This is a genomic window from Gemmatimonadales bacterium (genome assembly GCA_035502185.1).
Taxonomy (GTDB): Bacteria; Gemmatimonadota; Gemmatimonadetes; order Gemmatimonadales; family JACORV01; genus Fen-1245.
The window spans coordinates 23,378-41,204 of sequence record DATJUT010000004.1 but is presented as its reverse complement, the minus strand read 5'-3'; the positions used below and the strand labels follow the sequence as shown (position 1 = coordinate 41,204).

Genomic DNA, 17,827 nt, shown 5'->3' with positions numbered 1-17,827 from the left:
CGCGTGGAGCTCCCCGTGGTGGGTGATCGTGCTCCTGGCCCTGGTCGTCACCTGCTGGGGCGGCGGATTCGACGTGCTGTACTCCCTCCAGGACGAGCAGTTCGACCGGGAGCACGGGCTCCGCTCCATGACGGTGGCCCTGGGGCCCGGGCCAGCCATCGCGGTGGCGCGCGGGCTGCACCTCGGCGCCGCGGTGGCACTGGTGGCATTCGGCGTAGCAGCTGGGTTTGGCGCTTGGTATCTGGCCGGCGTGGTGGTCGCCGTGGTCTTGCTCATATGGGAGCACCGGCTCGTGCATCCGGGAGATTACTCGAAGCTGGATGCCGCCTTCTTCGCCATGAACGGGATCATCTCTGCCGCGGTGATGATGGGTGCGATAGCCGACGTGGTGCTCCGGTGATGATTCCAGGGAGGGGCGGCTCCAAGAGGCGGGGCGGCGGCACGACGCGGCGACCGCCGGGAGCACCGCGCAAGCCGCCGCCGCCGCGGCCGCCGTCGCATGGCGTGCGTCGGCCGGCTCCGAACCGGAGGGGTGGATGACCCGTCTGCCTGTCGTCATGGCGATAACCGGAGCGTCAGGTGCTCCCTACGGCCTCAGGCTGCTCCAGGTCCTGGCGGGTGCCGGCGTTCCGGTGTGGCTCGTCGTGTCGGCGCACGGCTGGAGGCTGCTGCGTGAGGAGTGCGGCATCGGCGACGCGGAGGCACTGGCCGGGAGCATGGGAGTGTCGTGGAAGCACGTGGAGCTGTTCGGGGACGACGACCGGGGCGGACGGCCGGCGTCGGGCTCCGCTCGGACACGGGGGATGGTGATCTGCCCGTGCTCCATGGCGACGCTGGCCGGGATCGCGGCGGGGAACAGCCGGAGCCTGATCGAGCGGGCGGCGGACGTGGTGCTGAAGGAGCGCCGCCGGCTGGTGCTGGTGCCGCGCGAGGCGCCGCTGTCGCTGCTGCACCTCAGGAACATGGTGGCGGTGACGGAGGCGGGGGCGACGGTGATCCCGGCCTCGCCGGGCTTCTACCACCGGCCGAAGTCGATCGGGCAGCTGGTGGACTTCGTGGTCCAGCGGGTGGTGGACCACCTGGGCGTGGAGGCGGATCTCGTACCGAGGTGGGCGGGCGGGGCGCCGCGGCGGCGCTGATGCGGCTGGGTCTGATCGCGGACACGCACGGCCAGGTGCGCTCCGGGGTGCACGACGTGTTCGCGAAGGTGGACCGCATCCTGCACGCGGGCGACGTCGGGGACGGCGCGGTCCTGGACGAGCTGGAGCTGCTGGCGCCGGTGACGGCCGTCTACGGCAACGTGGACATCCGGTTGCGGCGCCGGCTGCCCCGGGTGGCGGAGATCGAGCTCGACGGCTTCAGGTTCGTGGTGACGCACGGTGACCAGTTCGGCTCGCCGGAGCCGGAGGAGCTCAAGTCGGCGTTCCCTGCTGCGGACGTCATCGTGTTCGGGCACACGCACCGGCCGGTGATCCGTGACCTGCCGGACTTCACGGTCGTGGTGAACCCGGGCTCGGCCGGGCCGCGGCGCTTCGACCTGTCGCCCTCGGTGGCGATCATGGAGACGGAGCCCGGGATCCCGCCGCGGGTCCGCATCGTGCCCCTCAGCTAGCGGCGGGCCCCTCGGCGGCGAGCCACGCCGCCAGCGGCGTGGTGGACTCGAACTCCTCCGGGTGCTGGCGGAACCAGCTCATCACCAGCAACAGCTCGTCCATCTCGGGCGCGGTGCGCGCGGCGGGGCCGCCGGCGTCCTGGCCGGCCCAGCGCTCGACCGCCCCGGCGAAGGCGCTGCGCTCGATGGGCGTCCGCGGCCACGGGGCGAGCGCCCGCACCAGCCCGCGATGCACCAGGTACACGCGATCGTCGTGCCCGCCGCCGCGCGCGGCCGGCGTCCGGTCGCGCACGCCGTAGACGAAGGTGAGCGCCTCGGTCGCCGCCCGCAGGCGGGAGACGGCCGCGAACAGCGACTCCAGCGCCTCGAGCTTCTCGCGCCAGCCGGCCGCACGCTCGAAGTCGCGGGCGTCGGAAGCCTCCGCCATCGCGTCCACCACGCGGTCGAGGGGCGCGACGGCCCGGCTCTCGAGAAAGGCGGCGGCGTGCGCGACCGCGCCCCCGTACGCCTCGGCCGTGCACTTGGCCGCACAGGGACCGAGGCAGGTGCCCAGCTCGTGGCGCAGGCAGGCGGCCGGGATCTCGGCCGCGCCGAACAGGTCCTCCTGGCCGGCGTAGCGCAGCGGGCGGTCCTGCGCGCAGTCGCGGAGCCGCAGCAGGTCGGCGAGAACGCGCACGGCGTCGGCGGTGCGCCAGTGACTCTGGAACGGCCCGTAGTAGCGCGCGGCGCGGTCGGTGGTGTGCTCGGTGACCTTGAGCTTGGGCGCGACGCCGCCGGTCAGCTTGACGAAGACCATCCGGCGCCGGGTGCGGTTGCCCCGGACGTTGGAGAAGGGCCTGAGGCGCGCGATCAGGCGCAGCTCCTCGAGCAGCGCCGCGAACTCGCTCGGCTGGTAGCGCCAGGTGATGTCCGCCGCGGCACGCACCAGGTGCGCCGCCTTGCTGTCGGGCCAGGGGGCCGAGAAGTAGCTCAGCAGCCGGGCCCGCAGGTCCTTCGCCTTGCCGACGTAGAACACGCCGCCGTCGGCGTCCAGGAACTGGTACACGCCGGGCCGGCGCCGGGCGGACGCCTTGACGCGCTCGCGCAGCGCGTCGAGGGCGACGGTGGCCGGAGCGGCGAGCAGGGCTAGTGCTGGCATCCGGGACAAAAGTAGGTGGCCCGCGCGTCCACCGCGTGGGTCAGGACGATGCGCCGGCCGCAGCGGCGGCACGGCCGGCCCGCGCGGCCGTACACGGCCAGGCGCGACTGGTAGGCCCCCGCCTCGCCCGTGCCGGTGCGGTAGTCGCGGACCGTGGTGCCGCGGCGCCGGATCGAGCGCCGGAGGATCGTGAGCAGGTGGCCGTGGAGCCGCCGCACCTCCGCGGGGGTGACCGCGTTCGCCGCACGCGACGGGTCGATGCCGGCGCCCCACAGCGCCTCGTTCGCGTAGATGTTGCCGACGCCGGCGAGGCGCCGCTGGTCCATCAGGGCCTTCTTGACCGCGAGCCTGCCGGTGGCGAGCAGCGAGGCGAGCCGCGCGGCGGTGAAGCCGCGCTCCAGGGGCTCGGGGCCGATGCGCGCCGTGTAGCGCGTCCACTCGGCCGGGGTGAGGAGGTGCACGGCCCCGAGCCGCCGCACGTCGCGGTAGGCGAGCACGCGTCCGGTCGAGAGCTGCACCCTGATGACCACGTAGCGGTCCGCCGGAGCGGTGCCCGGCGCGACGACCAGGGAGCCGGTCATGCGCGGCTGGATGACCACGCGGAGGCCGTCGTCGAGCACCAGCACGAGGTGCTTGGCCCGGCGGCCCACCGCGGTGAACCGCCGCCCGGCGAGCGCCTGCGCGAAGACGCGGGGGCCGACGCCGCGCAGGACGTCGGGCCTGGTGACCCGGACGCCGCGGATGGTCGCGCCCACCAGGTGGGGGCGGACGTCTCGTGCGATGGTTTCGACCTCGGGAAGCTCGGGCACCGGCCTACCGCCGTCTGGAGATCTCCCGCCAGCCGATGTCCCGGCGGAACTGCTTCCCCTCGAACCCGATCGCCTCGGCCGCCGCCCGGCTCTTCTCCGCCGCGTCGGCCACGGTCGGGCCGGTGGCGGTCACGGCGAGCACCCGGCCGCCCGCGACCTGGAGCGAGCCGTCACTGCCGGTCGACGTGCCGGCGTGAAACACGTGGACGTCCGGGTCCGCCTCGAGGTGGGCCGGCACGGTGATCGGGGCCCCGCTCTGGGGGCTGTCCGGATACCCGGCGGCGGCGAGGACGGTGGTGACCGCGGCGCACCGGGCGTCCCCGAGCGTATGCCCCGGTGGCATCCACCCGCCCTCGGCGACCAACCGGAGCACGGGGAGCACGCCACCCGGGAGCACGGGGAGGATTGCTTGTGCCTCGGGATCACCAAACCGGCAGTTGAACTCGATCACGCGGATGCTGCCGTCCTTCATGATCATCAATCCAGCGTAAAGCATTCCTCTATAAGGTGCTCCCATATTCCGAAGGGCAGCCAGCGTGGGCTCGAACACCTGGTCGGCGACCTTCGCGAGCAGCGCCTCCGAGGCGATGCTAACTGGGCTGTATGCTCCCATGCCACCGGTGTTGGGGCCCTGATCGCCGTCCTTGAGTCGCTTGTGATCCTGGGCGGGCGGCAGCACTGCGAAATGCTCCCCGTCGGTCAGGGCGAGCACGGACAGCTCCTCCCCGTCGAGGTACTCCTCGACGAGGATCTCGGCGCCGGCCGCCCCGAAGGCGCGGTCCCTGAGCATCGCCCCTGCCGCGGCCTGGGCCTCGCTCCGGGACCGGCAGACGATGGCGCCCTTGCCGGCGGCGAGGCCGGAGGCCTTCACGACGAGAGGCTCGGCGTGCTGGCCGATGTAGCGGGCGGCGGAGTCGTAATCGGTGAAGGTGCGGGCGGTGGCCGTCGGAATGCCGTGTTCGAGCATCAGGCCCTTGGAGAAGGCCTTGGACGACTCGATCCGGGCGGCGGCGGCGGTCGGTCCGAAGGCCGGGATCCCGGCCTTGGCGAGGCGGTCCACCAGGCCGGCCGCGAGCGGTGACTCCGGTCCGACCACGACGAGGTCGACGCGCTGGTCGAGGGCGGCCTGCGCGATCTTCTCGACGTCGCTGGACGTGCCGGGGAGGTTGGTGGCGAGGTGGGCGGTGCCCGCGTTGCCCGGGAGGCAGAACAGGGTCGCCTGCGGGGCGTCACGCCGGATCGCCCAGAGCAGGGCGTGCTCACGGCCTCCGGCGCCGACGACCAGGATTCTCACTGGCTGCCGGGACCGCGGAAGGCGCTCTGGAAGGCGTCGCGCGCCTTCTTGGCGACGCCGGCGACGGCATCGACGGCGCCCTTCGCCTGCTCGGCGTAGTACTTGCCCGCCTCGCCGAGGTCCGCGGTCAGGGGCTGCTTCTCGTCGTCGGACCCTCGGCGCGGGTATTCACCGCGGAGGATGCGGTCGTACTCGCCGCCCGCGACCCAGCGCTGCAGCTCGGCGGCGCGCAGGGTGTGGAACGGGTGCGTGTGCCCGAGGATGTTGAGCACCTTGTAGATCGTATCCATCGCGTCGCCGCCCTCCTCGTATTCCTTCGCCTGGGTGAGGAAGGCGTCGAGGTTCATCTCGGTCATGTTGCCGCCGCCCGCCAGCTTCATGAACATGCGCATCGAGGCGATCGGGTCCTGGCTCGCCAGCAGTCCCGCGCGGTCGCTCGACAGCTCGCTCTTCCGGAACCATTCCAGCAGCGCGATCTGGATCGGCAGGAGCGCGATGCCCGCCAGGAAGGGCAGGTTGCGGAAGCCGAACTCGAGGATGATGACGAGGATGGTGTGATAGAGCGCGTGGCCGCTGATGACGTGGCCCAGCTCGTGGCCGAGGATGGTGCGCAGCTCTTCGTCGTCGAGGAGCGCGAGGGCGCCCGAGTTCAGGACGATGAACGGGTGGTCCATCCCGAACGCGCCCGCGTTGACGAGCGGCGTCTGCGAGACGAACAGGTCCGGGCGCGGCGACCAGTCCATCGTCGTGCAGGCGTCGGTGAAGGCCGCGTGCACCCGGGGGAACTGGTTGGGCCCCACCCGCACGGCGTTGGCCTGGAACAGCAGCCGCACCCCGCGCTCGCCGAAGAAGCCGTACACTTTCCGCACCACCTCGTCGAAGCCGGGAATGGCGCGCAGCGTGCTCAGCGCGGCCCGGTCGGCCGCGTGCTCCCAGGCGCGCGACGAGATCTGGGTCAGCACGGTGCGCGGCCGACGCGCCGGCAGTTCCTGATTGGCGTCCGTCATGGCGTCTCCCAGAGGGTTCCGACAGCCCTACGCGGCACCGGGTGCCTCGTTTCAGGCACTAGGCGGCCAGCGCCCGGTCGAGGTCGGCGAGGAGGTCGTCCGGGTCCTCGATGCCGACCGACAGCCGGACCAGCCCGTCGGTGAGTCCCATCGCTTCGCGCATCGCCTTCGGCACGGCGGCGTGCGTCATCGTCGCCGGGTGGCCGATCAGGCTCTCGACGCCGCCCAGGGACTCGGCCAGGGCGAAGATCCGCGTCCGCTCGACGACGCGACGCGCACGCTCCAGGGACCCCGCCTCGAACGACAGCATGCCGCCGAAGCCCGACATCTGCCGGCAGGCCAGCTCGTGCTGCGGGTGGCTCGGCAGCCCCGGATAGAACACCGCCTTGACCCGTCCGTCGGCCTGGAGCCAGGTCGCGATGCGGCGGCCGTTCGCGTCGTGCTGGCGCATGCGGAGCGCCAGGGTCTTGGTGCCGCGCAGCACCAGCCAGCAGTCGAACGGGCCCGGCACGGCGCCGACCGACTTCTGGAGGAAGGCGAGCTGCTCGGCCAGGTCGTCGCGCCGCGACACCACGATCCCCCCGATCATGTCGGAGTGCCCGTTGAGGTACTTGGTGGTGGAGTGGACCACCAGGTCGGCGCCGTGCTCGAACGGCCGCTGGAAGATCGGGGTCGCGAAGGTGTTGTCCACCACGTACAGCAGCTTCCGCGACGCCGCCAGCGCGCCGAGCGCGCCCAGGTCGGCCAGCCGCATCATCGGGTTGGTCGGGGTCTCGACGAACAGCATCCGCGTCGCCGGCCGGATGGCGCGCTCGACGGCCGCCGGGTCGCGCGTGTCCACGTAGCTGAAACTCAGGCCGAGCCGCGCGCGGACCTGCTCCATCAGCCGGTGGGTGCCGCCGTACACGTTCTCGCCGCAGATCACGTGGTCGCCCGCCGAGAGCAGCGTGAGCACCGAGTCGATGGCGGCCATCCCCGAGGCGAAGGCGTGGCCGTGGGTGCCGCCCTCGAGCGCGGCGACGTTGCGCTCCAGCGCCTCGCGGGTGGGGTTGCTGACCCGGGCGTACTCGTGTCCCTTGTGATGACCGAGCGCGGACTGCACGTAGGTGGAGGTCTGGAAGATCGGCATCGTCACGGCGCCGGCGAGCGGCTCCGGCTCCTGTCCAGCGTGCACGGCCCGGGTAGGCAAGGCGTTGTCGAGGTCGTGGTCCCGGATGCGCGTCATGCACGGCTCGGCGATGAGGAGATTCCGGCGAACCTTACACCGGGGGCCCGTGCGCCAGCAAGCGGCGGCGGCTCGCGCTCCACCGGGCGGAGGCGGCCCGTGGGCCGGCAGGACGCCGCCCGCCTGGGGGCGGCGAGTGTCGGCCGGCCTTCGGCCGGCGGCCGGCGGCGCGAACGGCGGCCCACGAACCGGCTCGCCTACGCCGCGCCCGGCGGGGGGGCGCCGTGCGAAGGTCCCTACACGCTGTTGACACCCGGTCGGGCGCGGTCTTAGGCTAGGCGCGTGAGCGGCGACCGCGCGATGAGCTGCCTGGTGGTGGACGACGAGCCGCACCTGCGGAGCATCCTGGCGCGGCTCCTGACCGGCGAGGGGTTCGCCTGCCGGCAGGCCGGCAACGGCCGCGAGGCCCTGGCCGAGCTGGAGCGGGTGCCGGCGGACCTGGTGGTCAGCGACATCCGGATGCCGGAGATGGACGGCATGCAGCTGCTGCCGGAGGTGCGCCGGCGGTGGCCCGACACTGCCGTGGTGATGGTGACGGCGGTCTCGGACGTGAAGAGCGCGATCTGGTGCCTGACGCAGGGTGCGCTGGACTACGTCGCCAAGCCGTTCCAGGTCGAGGACGTCCAGGCACGGGTGCGCCAGGCGCTGGAGAAGCGCCGCCTCATCCTGGAGAACCGGGACTACCAGCAGAACCTCGAGCGCAAGGTCGACGTGCAGGCCCGGCGCATCGAGGAGCTGTTCGTCGTCGGCGTGCAGTCGCTGGCGCACGCGCTCGAGGCGAAGGACCCCTACACGCGGGGCCACTCCGCGCGCGTGGCCAGCTACGCGACGACGGTCGCGCGGGCGCTGGGGCTGGATGCGGCGGCGCTCGAGGAGCTGCGGATCGGCGCGGAGCTGCACGACGTGGGGAAGATCGGCGTGCGGGAGTCGGTGCTGAACAAGCCCGCGAAGCTGACCGAGGACGAGTACCTGCACATCATGGAGCACACGGTCATCGGCGAGAAGATCCTGACGCCGCTCCTCAAGGACCGGCCGCGCATCCTCCAGGTGGTGCGGTCGCACCACGAGCGGGTCGACGGCGGCGGGTTGCCGGACGGCCTCGCGGGCGAGGCCATCCCGTTCGCGGCCCGCATCGTGACCGTGGTGGACGCGTTCGACGCCATGACCACCGGCCGCGCCTACCGGCCGCCGCTGCCGCCGCCGTCGGTGATGGACGAGCTGCGCAAGGAGGCGGGCCGCCAGTTCGACCCGGCCGTGGTCGCGGCGTTCGAGCGGTCCTTCGCCGACCTCACGGCGCTCCCCATCGCCACCCCCATCCCCGTCGGCGCCCTGCACGACGCCGCGGTGGCCGCGCTCTCCCGCTGACCTCGAACCTGATGCGCTCGGTGTCGGGCCTCCGCGGCATCGTGGGGGAGGACCTGGTGCCGGCCGTGGTGACGCGGTACGCGCAGGCGTTCGGCGCCTGGGTCGCGGGCCGCGGCGGTCGGACGGTGGCGCTGGCGCGGGACTCGCGCCAGTCGGGCCCTGCCTTCGTGGCGGCCGCGGCGGAGGGCCTGGTGGCCGCGGGGGTGGACGTCGTGGACCTGGGGATGGTGCCGACGCCGACCGCCCAGCTGGCGGTGGAGACGCTGGAGGGCGGGCTGGGCGGCGGGATCGTCGTCACCGCGAGCCACAATCCCGTCGAGTGGAACGCCCTCAAGTTCGTGGGCAGCGGCGGCCGCTTTCTCGCCAAGGGGCAGGCGGAGGAGTTCTTCGCGCTGGTGGACGCGGGCGGCGAGCGTCCCGCTGCGCGCCCCGGCACGCGGCGGCGCGACGAGGGCGCCGTGCGGCGGCACCTCGACCGGGTGCTGGGCCTGCCCTGGCTCGACCTGGCCGCGATCCGCCGGCGCCGCTTCCGGGTGGGCCTGGACTGCGTGCGCGGCGCCGGCGCGACGATCATGCCGGCGCTTCTGGAGGAGCTGGGCTGCGCCGTGCAGGCGATCCACCTCGAGCCGGACGGGCGCTTCCCGCGCGAGCCCGAGCCGATCCCCGAGCATCTCGGCGAGCTGGGCGCGCTGGTGCAGCGGACGAAGAGCGACCTCGGGATCGCGGTGGATCCGGACGTGGACCGGCTGGCCCTGGTGGACGAGGCCGGCCGCCCGATCGGCGAGGACTACACGCTCGCATTCGCCGTCCGGGCGGTGCTGGCGCGGCGGCGTGGCCCGGTGGTGACCAACCTCTCGACCAGCCTGGTGGTGGACGACGCGGCGCGCGCGCACGGCGCGGCGGTCGAGCGCGCGCCGGTGGGCGAGGCGAACGTCGTGGAGCGGATGGCCGAGTGCGGCGCGGTGATCGGCGGGGAGGGGAACGGCGGCGTCATCCTGCCGGAGGTGCACCTGGGGCGCGACGCGCCCGTGGCGGCCACGCTGGCGCTGGCGCTCCTCGCGGACCGGGGCGGGAGCGTGGCGGCGCTGGTGAACTCCGCGCCGCGCTACACTATTGTTAAGGCCAAGGTGGCCCGGCCCTCCGGATCGCTGGAGCCGTGCTACGCCGCGCTGAGCGCGGCGGTGACGGGGGCCGCGGCGGACCGGCAGGACGGTTTGCGGCTGGCGCTGGCGGATCGCTGGGTGCACGTGCGGCCCTCGGGCACCGAGCCGGTCGTGAGGATCATCGCGGAGGCGCCGACGCGGCAGGACGCGGAGGCGCTGGTGGAGCGCGGCAGGGCGGCGCTGGCCGAGAGCGGGAGGTAGCGGCATGTGCGGAATCGTCGGGTACGTCGGGCCCCGGAAGGCGCTGCCGGTGCTGCTCGAGGGGCTCAAGCGCCTGGAGTACCGCGGATATGATTCCGCCGGGGTCGCGCTGATCGTCGACGGGCGGCTGGTCGTCCACAAGTCGGCCGGCAAGATCGCGACGCTCGAGGCGCAGCTGGGCCGGGACGCGCAGCCCGGGACGGTCGGGATCGCCCACACGCGCTGGGCCACGCACGGCGCGCCCACGAGCAAGAACGCGCACCCCCACACCGACTGCGCGGGCCAGATCGCGGTGGCCCACAACGGGATCATCGAGAACCACACGTCGCTGCGGCAGATGCTCGTGGCGAAGGGCCACAGGTTCGCCTCGGAGACCGACACCGAGACGCTGGCGCACCTGATCGAGCAGTTCTACCAGGGCTCGCTCGAGCAGGCGGTGGCGGCGGCGCTGCAGGAGGTGGAGGGCACGTACGGGATCGTGGTGATCTCGACCAAGGAGCCGAGCACGATCGTCGCGGCGCGGAGCGGCAGCCCGCTGCTGCTCGGGATCGGCAACGGCGAGAACTTCGTGGCGTCGGATCCCTCGGCGGTGCTGGCCTACACGCGATCCGTGGTGTACCTCGACGAGGGGAATCTCGCGGTCGTGACGCCGGCGGGCTATCAGGTGAAGGATCGGCACGCGGTGCCGCTGAGCAAGGAGGTCAGCCAGATCGAGTGGGATCTCGCGACCATCGAGCGCGGCGGGTTCCCGCACTTCATGCTCAAGGAGATCTGCGAGCAGCCCGAGAGCATCCGCAACGTGCTGCGCGGGCACCTGCTCGAGGAGGAGGGCGGCGCGCGCCTGGGCGGCCTCAACCTCTCGCACGAGGCGCTGGCGGGGATCAACCGCATCGTACTCACCGCCTGCGGCACCTCGTGGCACGCGGCGCTCGTGGGCGAGTACATGCTGGAGGAGCTGGTCCGGCTGCCGGTGGAGGTCGAGTACGCGTCCGAGTTCCGCTACCGCAATCCGCTGGTCGACGAGCACACCCTGGTGATCGTGATCTCGCAGTCCGGCGAGACCGCCGACACGCTCGCCGCGCTGCGCGAGGCGAAGCGGCGGGGCGCCCACACGCTGGGCATCGTGAACGTGGTGGGGAGCACCATCGCGCGCGAGACCGACGGCGGGATCTATCTCCACGCGGGACCCGAGATCGGCGTCGCCTCCACCAAGGCGTTCACCAGCCAGATCGCCGCGCTGGCGCTGTTCACCTTGTACCTGGGCCGGCTGCGCTCGCTGTCGATCCTCCAGGGTCGCGAGATCGTGAAGGCGCTGCGCAAGCTGCCCGAGCAGCTGGAGGCGGTGCTCGCCAAGCGGCGGGCGATCGAGGAGCTGGCGGAGCGCTACACCCGGGCCTCCAACGTCCTCTACCTCGGCCGGGGCTACAACTTCCCGGTGGCGCTCGAGGGCGCGCTCAAGCTCAAGGAGATCTCGTACATCCACGCGGAGGGCTACCCCGCGGCGGAGATGAAGCACGGCCCCATCGCGCTGATCGACGAGCTGATGCCGGTGGTGTTCGTCGCCCCGCGCGACGCGGTGCACGCCAAGATCGTGTCCAACATCGAGGAGGTGCGGGCGCGCGGCGGCCAGGTGATCGCGGTCGTCACCGAAGGCGACAGCGAGATCACGGCGCTGGTGGACCACGCCATCGCCATCCCCGAGACGCTCGACTTCCTGACGCCCATCCTCAGCTCGGTCCCGCTGCAGCTGTTCGCGTACCACATCGCCGTGCGGCGGGGCTGCAACGTGGACCAGCCGCGCAACCTGGCCAAGAGCGTGACGGTCGAGTAGCCCGTGCGGGTGGTGCTGCAGCGCGTGAGCCGCGCCGCGGTCCGCGTCGACGGCCAGACCGTCGGCGGGATCGGGCGCGGCTTCGTCGTGCTGGCGGGCTTCGCACCGGGCGACGCCGAGCCGGCCCTGGCGTGGATGGCGGACAAGATCGCGGGGCTGCGGGTGTTCGGCGACGCGGAAGGCAAGATGAACCTGCCCCTGGCCGAGGTGGGGGGCGGCGTCCTGGTGATCTCGCAGTTCACGCTGTACGGCGACGCGTCGAAGGGCCGGCGGCCCTCGTTCGTCGGCGCGGCGCCGCCCGGGGAGGCGGAGGCGCTGTACGACCGGTTCGTGGCGATGCTGCGGGAGCGCGGGCTGCCGGTCGAGACCGGGCGGTTCGGCGCGATGATGGAGGTGGAGATGGTGAACGAGGGGCCGGTGACGCTGGTACTCGAGAAGGCGTGAGAGGTGCGGGGTGAGAGGTGAGAAGGCGGGGTGAAGAGTGAGAGGGCGAGGTGAGCGGTGAGAAGCGAGTGGTGAGTGCCGGCCACGGGGTGCCGATCGTGCTCGCGTCGTCCTCGCCCCGCCGCCGCGAGCTGCTGACGCTGCTGGGGCTGGACTTCGAAGTGGCCCCCGCCGATCTCGACGAGACGTGGCGCAACGGCGAGCCGCCGGCGGCCCACGCCGAGCGGCTGGCGCGCGAAAAGGCGGCGGCGCGCGTGCGGGCGGGCGCCGTGGCGATCGGGGCCGATACCATCGTGGTCGTGGACGGCGCGATTCTGGGCAAGCCCGCCGACGCCACGGAGGCGGGCGCGATGCTGCGCCGCCTCGCGGGCCGCGAGCACGAGGTGTTCACCGGCGTGGCGGTCGCGTACGACGGGAAGGCCGCCTCGGGCACCTCGCGCACGCGGGTGAGGTTCCGCGCGCTGGACGACGCAACGATCGGCGAGTACCTCGCGACCGGCGAGCCGCTGGACAAGGCCGGCGCCTACGGCGTCCAGGGCTACGGCGCGGTGCTGGTCGAGCGGATCGAGGGCGACTACTTCACGGTGATGGGACTGGCGCTCGGCCTGCTGGTGGACCTGCTCGGCCGGGTCGGTCTGCGCTACCGGTTCGGGAAGGTCACGCCGGCGCTCTAGCCCGCCGCCACGGAGGGCCCTGCGCGTAGCGCGCCAGGGCCAGCCGCACCTTCTCGACCACGTCCTCCGTCCGGATCCGCGCCATCCGCCCCAGGCGGTGCTCCATCGAAACCGGGTAGTCCTCGCCGGGATCGCCGTAGGCGTCTACCAGCAGGTCCGTGAACCGCCGGTACGGCCCCACCCGCTTCGGGTTGTTGTAGCCGTACAGCCCGACCGCCGGCACGTTCATCGCGACCGCCATGTGCAGCGGGCCGGTGTCCGGCGAGATCACGACGTCGCAGGCGTCGATCAGGCCGAGCAGCGTTCTGAGCCCGCTCCCGAGCGCGTCGATGGGCTGCCCGCCGGCGCGCTCCAGAATGCCATCGGCGGCCTCCCGCTCGATGGCCGTGGTGCCGCCCAGCAGCACGCAGCGCGCCCCGGTCTCGCGCACCAGAGCGGTCGCCGTCTGGGCGTAGCGCTCCGGCATCCAGTTCTTTTCCCGCTTGCTGGAGGCGACCACCAGCCCCACCAGGGGCCCGTTCCCGGCGTCGGCCACGAGCGCGTGGGCGGCCGCGCGCTCCTCCCCGTTCGGCCCGAGGTTCCAGCGCGGCTCGCCGTGCGGCACGCCGAGGCATTCGATGAACTCGAAGTACTGGTCCTGGACGTGCTGCGGCGGGTGCGGCGGGATCCGGTGCGTGGTGAACAGCCAGTTGCCGTCGCGCGAGCGCGCGAAGTCGAAGCCGAGCTTGACCGGGGCCCGCGCCAGCCGGGTGACGATGCCCGCCTTGAAGTACACCTGGAGGTTGAGCAGCAGGTCGAACGGCCGCGCCTTGAGCTGGCGCCGCACGTCGGCATAGGCGCCGAGCCCGAGCGCGCGCTGGAAGACGACGACGTCGTCCACCAGCGGGTGGCCCCGGACCATCAGCGCGGGCCCCGGCTGCAGCACCCAGGTGACGTGGGTGGCGGGCGCGTGACGCTTGAGGGCGTCCAGCAGCGGCAGCACGTGCACCGCGTCGCCCAGCGCGCTCATCATCACGATGCCGAGACGGCCGCCCGTCCAGGGAGGCAGCGGCTTCACGGCTCCCCCGTGAGGTAGGCGACGCTGAACAGCGCCCGGTCGGCGCCCGTGAGATGCTCGCCCCGGATCGCGTTCCACTTGTCCCACGAGCGCTGGAAGCGCGCGAGGTTGCGGGCGCGCTCGGCGTCGCCGTCGCCGCGCATCGGGCGGCAGGTGTCCACGTCGATGAGCCAGGCGCGGGGAGCGCCCGCGCCGGGAGCGCTCACCACCAGGTTGCGAAGCTGCAGGTCCGGGTGCACCCAGCCGAGATCGTGGAGCCGGCGCACCAGGCGCCCCAGGACGTCCAGCACGGCCGTGCGCGCCGCGCCGGCCGGCGGCCGAGCGCCGAAGAACAGCTCGACCAGGTCGATGCCGGCCACCTGCTCGGTGGCGACGTCGGCGCGATGCCCGAAGCCGGCGCCGTAGCGCACGCCGGCGAGGACCGCGGGCGTGCTGACCCCGCCCTCGGCGAGCCGGCGCGACAGCTCGGCCTCGCGCTCGAAGCGGGGCCGGCCCCAGAACCGGTCACCCAGCAGCGGCGCGAACAGCCCGCCGTGCCGGGCGTGGCGCACCACGGCGGACGTTCCGCCGAGCGCCACGCCGTACGCCTCGCCGCGCCCGATGTAGGTGGCGCGCCCGGGCCGCGCCGCCGCCCACGCGTACAGCGTGCCGGCCGAGGCCAGCGCCTGCCGCACGGCCGCGGCGACGTCGCGCCGCGCCGCGGCCGCGCCGCCCTCGAAGGTCCAGGTTTCGAAATCCGGGGGGAGCGCCGGTGCGGGCAATCAGTACTTGGCGAGGTAGTTGGCGACGGGCTTCGACTTGCCCTTGAGCGGGATCGGCTCGCGGGCCTCGACCGCGGGCGGCTTCTTCAGCCGCTTGTACAACGGCTCCGAGATCATGATCTCGCCCTTGGCGGCCTTGGAGCACAGCCGGGAGGCCGTGTTGACCGCGTCGCCGAGGACGGTGTACTCCAGCCGCTGCTCGCTGCCGACGTTGCCCGCGAACACCTCGCCGAAGTTGATGCCGATCCCGATGTTCACCGCGGGCTTGCCGCCGGCCTCCCAGTGCTGGTTCAGCTGCACCAGGGCCTGCTGCATCTCGATCGCCGCCGCCATCGCCTTGTCCGCGTCGTCGGCCATCGACAGCGGCGCGCCCCACAGGGCCATGATCGCGTCGCCGATGAACTTGTCCAGCGTGCCGCCGTTGCGGAAGATGATCTCCACCATCTCGGTGAAGTACTCCCGCAGGAGCTGCGCGACGTCGTCGGGCTCCATCTTCTCCGACATCGGCGTGAAGCCGCGGATGTCCGAGAACAGGATCACCACCGGCCGCTTGTCGCCGCCCAGCTTGACCTCCTCCCCGTGCTCCGCGATCTGCTTGGCCAGATCGGGCGAGAAGTAGCGCTGGAAGTTCGACAGGACCAGCGCCTCGCGCCGGATCCGGTCGGACAGCTGGCTGTTCTCCATCGCGACCGACGCGACGCCGGAGAACGCGATGAGGAACTCCAGGTCCTCGTCGGTGAAGGCGTGGGTGGACGTGAGGTTGTCCACGTAGATGAGGCCGAGCACGGCGCCGTCCGAGCCCATCAGCGGCGCGCCCATGGCCGAGCGCACGCTCTGCAGGAGGATGGACTTGCCCTTGAAGCGCTCGTCCTCGGCGGCGTTGTCGGTCAGGATGGCGACGCGCTCGCTCACCGCCTTGCGGGCGATGGACTGCGGGACGTGGCGGGCCGACGCGGAGCCCTCGCCGAGGCGGCTCTTGGAGATGCGCGGCACCAGGTCGCCGGTGGTCTTCTCGCACAGCAGGATCGAGCAGCGGTCCACGTCCATCACCTGGAACGTGAAGTCCACCACCGACTCGAGCAGCTTGTCCACTTCCAGCTGGCGCGAGAGCTGCTTGGAGATCTCGAGCAGCAGCTCGAGCTTCTTGGCGCTGCGCGCGGCGGCCGGCTCGGCCGTCGCCTCCGCCGTCGGCGCGGCCGCCGCCGCGGCCTTGCCGGTCCGCTTGAGCGGGCTCTCGATGACCCCGCTGACCTCGCCGACCGGGAGCTGCCGCACGATGGTGGCGCCGGCCGGCTTGGGCACGGCGAAGCCCGCGTCCTTGGGCTGCGCGGCCGTCTTGGCGTGCTCGCGGACGTAGAAGGCGACCTTGCCGAAGGTCAGCACGTCGTTGGGCACCGCCAGCGTGTCGCTGACCCGGCTGCCATTGAGGAACGTCCCGTTGGCGGAGCCGAGGTCCTTGACCCGGACGCCGCCGTCCTCGGCGCTCAGCTGGGCGTGCTGGCGCGAGATGGTCGGCTCGTAGATGGGGATGTCGCTGTTCACGGCCCGGCCGACGACCAGGGTGACGCCCGGCTTGACGTCGATGGATTGGTCGCCAGCGGTGCTGACCAGCTTGAAGCCGTCGCTCATCTGGGATCGGGCTCCTCGGACCCCCAAAATATGCGGCCGCGCCAGGGGAGGCGCCAGCCGACGAACCTACGTGCCGCGGCGCGCCAGGGCGATGGCCCGCAGTGCCGCCTGCGCCTTCGCCAGGGTCTCCGCGAGCTCGCGCCCGGGGTCGGAATCCGCCACGATGCCGGCCCCCGATTGCACGAGGACGCGGTCGGGGAGGACCACGCAGGTGCGGATCGCGATGGCGGTGTCGAGCGCCCGCGCTCCCCAGCCGACGTAGCCGACCGCACCGGCATACGGCCCCCGGCGCACGGGCTCCAGCGCGTCGATGATCTCCATCGCGCGCACCTTGGGCGCGCCGGACACGGTGCCCGCGGGAAAGCACGCCTTGAGCGCGTCCACCGCGTCCCGCCCCGGCGCGAGGCGGCCGCGGACTTCGGATACGAGGTGCTGGACGTGGGCGTAGCGCTCGAGCGCCAGCAGCTCCCGGACCTCCACCGTGCCGTACGCGGCCACGCGCCCGACGTCGTTGCGCCCCAGGTCCACCAGCATCAGGTGCTCGGCACGCTCCTTGGGGTCCGCCGCCAGCTCCGCGGCGAGCACGGCGTCGCCCGCCGCGTCGGCGCCGCGGGGCCGCGTGCCCGCGATGGGGCGCACCGTCACCACGTCGTCCTCGACCCGCACCAGCACCTCGGGCGAGCTGCCCACCAGGGCGAAGCCGTCGAGCGCGAGGTAGAAGAGGTACGGCGCGGGATTGAGGGCCCGGAGGTAGCGGTACAGCCGCAGCGGATCCACCGCGCCCGCCACCTCGAGGCGGCGGGAGAGCACGGCCTGGAAGACGTCGCCGGCGGCGATGTGTTCCCGGATGCGCTCGACGTCGCGCCGGAACCGGTCGGGCGCATAGCCGCTGGCCGGGTCCCGCGGCGCGAGGCTTTCGTCGAGGCCCAGCGGCCCGAGGTCGCCGGGGCCGCGCAGCCGCGCCTCCAGCTCCTCGATCCGCGCCACCGCGCGGTCGTGCAGCTCGGCGCGGCGCGGCTCCGAGGCGCCGGCGGGCACGTCGGCGCTCACCACGATCCGCGCCCGGTTGTGGAGATTGTCGAGCACGATCACCGCGTCGGCGACCATGAACAGGCCGTCGGGCAGGCCGAGGTCGTCGGGCGGGGAGTCCGGCAGCCGCTCCAGGGCGCGCACCGCGTCGTAGGCGAAGTAGCCGACCGCGCCCCCGAAGAAGCGGGGCAGCTCGGGCCGCGGCGCGCCGCCGAGCGCCCGGAGGCGGGCGCCCAGGTGCTCCATCGGGTCCGCGGCGGCCTGGTCCGGTCCCCAGCCGCTCTCCGGCGTCCACCGGGCGACGCTCCGGCCCCGGTAGCGCCACGCCTCGCGGGGCTCGGTGCCCAGGAAGGTGTACCGCGCCCAGCGCTCGCCGCCGACCGCGGACTCGAGCAGGAAGGCGAACGGCGGCCGGGCGATCTTGCGCAGGACCGCGACCGGCTGGTCCGCGTCGAGCAGGCACTCCCGCACCACGGGCACGATGCCCCCCGCGGCGGCGAGCGCGATCCACGCCGCCCTGCTCGAAGCCGGCCCCGCCGCGCCGGGCGCGCTTGACCGCCCCATCAGCGCCCGCGATACTGCGGCGTC

The 17,827-nt window shown here is 73.1% G+C and carries 17 protein-coding genes; 8 read left to right on the top strand and 9 right to left on the bottom strand.

Translation table 11 applies throughout. The annotated features are described in order from the left end of the window. The 3 genes from VMF70_00375 to VMF70_00365 form a co-directional block, all read left to right on the top strand. Positions 1-400: UbiA family prenyltransferase (locus tag VMF70_00375; GenBank protein ID HTT66458.1), on the top strand; the 400-nt coding region annotated here is incomplete at its 5' end. Positions 401-536: 136 nt separating this feature from the next. Further along, complete coding sequence (locus VMF70_00370; GenBank protein ID HTT66457.1) at positions 537-1,139, top strand: flavin prenyltransferase UbiX; 603 nt, start codon at positions 537-539, stop codon at positions 1,137-1,139. Then, entirely contained in the window at positions 1,139-1,612 is a 474-nt protein-coding gene (locus tag VMF70_00365; GenBank protein HTT66456.1) for a metallophosphoesterase family protein, read from the top strand. The genes VMF70_00370 and VMF70_00365 overlap by 1 nt, the downstream gene beginning before the upstream one ends. Here VMF70_00365 and VMF70_00360 read toward each other — a convergent pair. Genes VMF70_00360 through VMF70_00340 form a run of 5 tightly spaced genes read right to left on the bottom strand, consistent with a single transcriptional unit; the run spans position 1,605 to position 7,085 of the window. Beyond that, positions 1,605-2,750 carry a UvrB/UvrC motif-containing protein gene (locus VMF70_00360; GenBank protein HTT66455.1) on the bottom strand — a complete coding sequence of 382 codons (1,146 nt, stop codon included), beginning with the start codon at positions 2,748-2,750 and terminating at the stop codon, positions 1,605-1,607. The two genes, VMF70_00365 and VMF70_00360, sit on opposite strands and share 8 nt — an antisense overlap. Beyond that, entirely contained in the window at positions 2,738-3,559 is an 822-nt protein-coding gene (mutM, locus tag VMF70_00355) for a bifunctional DNA-formamidopyrimidine glycosylase/DNA-(apurinic or apyrimidinic site) lyase (protein HTT66454.1), read from the bottom strand. The genes VMF70_00360 and mutM overlap by 13 nt, the downstream gene beginning before the upstream one ends. Positions 3,560-3,563: 4 nt before the next feature. Then, positions 3,564-4,853 carry a phosphoribosylamine--glycine ligase gene (gene purD / locus VMF70_00350; protein HTT66453.1) on the bottom strand — a complete coding sequence of 430 codons (1,290 nt, stop codon included), beginning with the start codon at positions 4,851-4,853 and terminating at the stop codon, positions 3,564-3,566. Then, complete coding sequence (locus VMF70_00345) at positions 4,850-5,860, bottom strand: M48 family metallopeptidase (protein HTT66452.1); 1,011 nt, start codon at positions 5,858-5,860, stop codon at positions 4,850-4,852. The genes purD and VMF70_00345 overlap by 4 nt, the downstream gene beginning before the upstream one ends. Before the next feature lie 58 nt (positions 5,861-5,918). Continuing rightward, the gene (locus VMF70_00340) at positions 5,919-7,085 is read right to left on the bottom strand and encodes a PLP-dependent aspartate aminotransferase family protein (protein HTT66451.1); all 1,167 of its coding nucleotides are present in this window, start codon (positions 7,083-7,085) and stop codon (positions 5,919-5,921) included. 282 nt (positions 7,086-7,367) lie between these two features. Here VMF70_00340 and VMF70_00335 point away from each other — a divergent pair, with 282 nt between their 5' ends. From VMF70_00335 to VMF70_00315, 5 genes are all read left to right on the top strand, one after another. Then, positions 7,368-8,450 carry an HD domain-containing phosphohydrolase gene (locus tag VMF70_00335; protein ID HTT66450.1) on the top strand — a complete coding sequence of 361 codons (1,083 nt, stop codon included), beginning with the start codon at positions 7,368-7,370 and terminating at the stop codon, positions 8,448-8,450. A gap of 20 nt (positions 8,451-8,470) precedes the next feature. Continuing rightward, positions 8,471-9,814: a phosphoglucosamine mutase gene (gene glmM, locus VMF70_00330; protein ID HTT66449.1), complete on the top strand. Its 1,344-nt coding sequence runs from the start codon at positions 8,471-8,473 to the stop codon at positions 9,812-9,814. Positions 9,815-9,818: 4 nt separating this feature from the next. Further along, positions 9,819-11,645, top strand: a complete 1,827-nt coding sequence (glmS, locus tag VMF70_00325) for a glutamine--fructose-6-phosphate transaminase (isomerizing) (GenBank protein HTT66448.1) — start codon at positions 9,819-9,821, stop codon at positions 11,643-11,645. A gap of 3 nt (positions 11,646-11,648) precedes the next feature. Beyond that, a complete protein-coding gene (gene dtd / locus VMF70_00320) occupies positions 11,649-12,089 on the top strand; it encodes a D-aminoacyl-tRNA deacylase (GenBank protein ID HTT66447.1) in 441 nt (146 codons plus the stop codon). Positions 12,090-12,160: 71 nt separating this feature from the next. Beyond that, positions 12,161-12,763, top strand: a complete 603-nt coding sequence (locus tag VMF70_00315; protein HTT66446.1) for a Maf family protein — start codon at positions 12,161-12,163, stop codon at positions 12,761-12,763. Here VMF70_00315 and VMF70_00310 read toward each other — a convergent pair. From VMF70_00310 to VMF70_00295, 4 genes are all read right to left on the bottom strand, one after another. Further along, positions 12,747-13,820: a glycosyltransferase family 9 protein gene (locus VMF70_00310; GenBank protein HTT66445.1), complete on the bottom strand. Its 1,074-nt coding sequence runs from the start codon at positions 13,818-13,820 to the stop codon at positions 12,747-12,749. The two genes, VMF70_00315 and VMF70_00310, sit on opposite strands and share 17 nt — an antisense overlap. After that, positions 13,817-14,581, bottom strand: coding sequence for a lipopolysaccharide kinase InaA family protein (locus VMF70_00305; protein ID HTT66444.1), 765 nt, complete (start codon positions 14,579-14,581; stop codon positions 13,817-13,819). The genes VMF70_00310 and VMF70_00305 overlap by 4 nt, the downstream gene beginning before the upstream one ends. Next, positions 14,582-16,210 carry an adenylate/guanylate cyclase domain-containing protein gene (locus tag VMF70_00300; protein HTT66443.1) on the bottom strand — a complete coding sequence of 543 codons (1,629 nt, stop codon included), beginning with the start codon at positions 16,208-16,210 and terminating at the stop codon, positions 14,582-14,584. It lies immediately after the preceding gene. Between the two features lie 66 nt (positions 16,211-16,276). Beyond that, on the bottom strand, positions 16,277-17,803 hold the full coding sequence (locus VMF70_00295; protein HTT66442.1) for an anthranilate synthase component I family protein: 1,527 nt from the start codon (positions 17,801-17,803) through the stop codon (positions 16,277-16,279). Between the last annotated feature and the right edge of the window lie 24 nt (positions 17,804-17,827).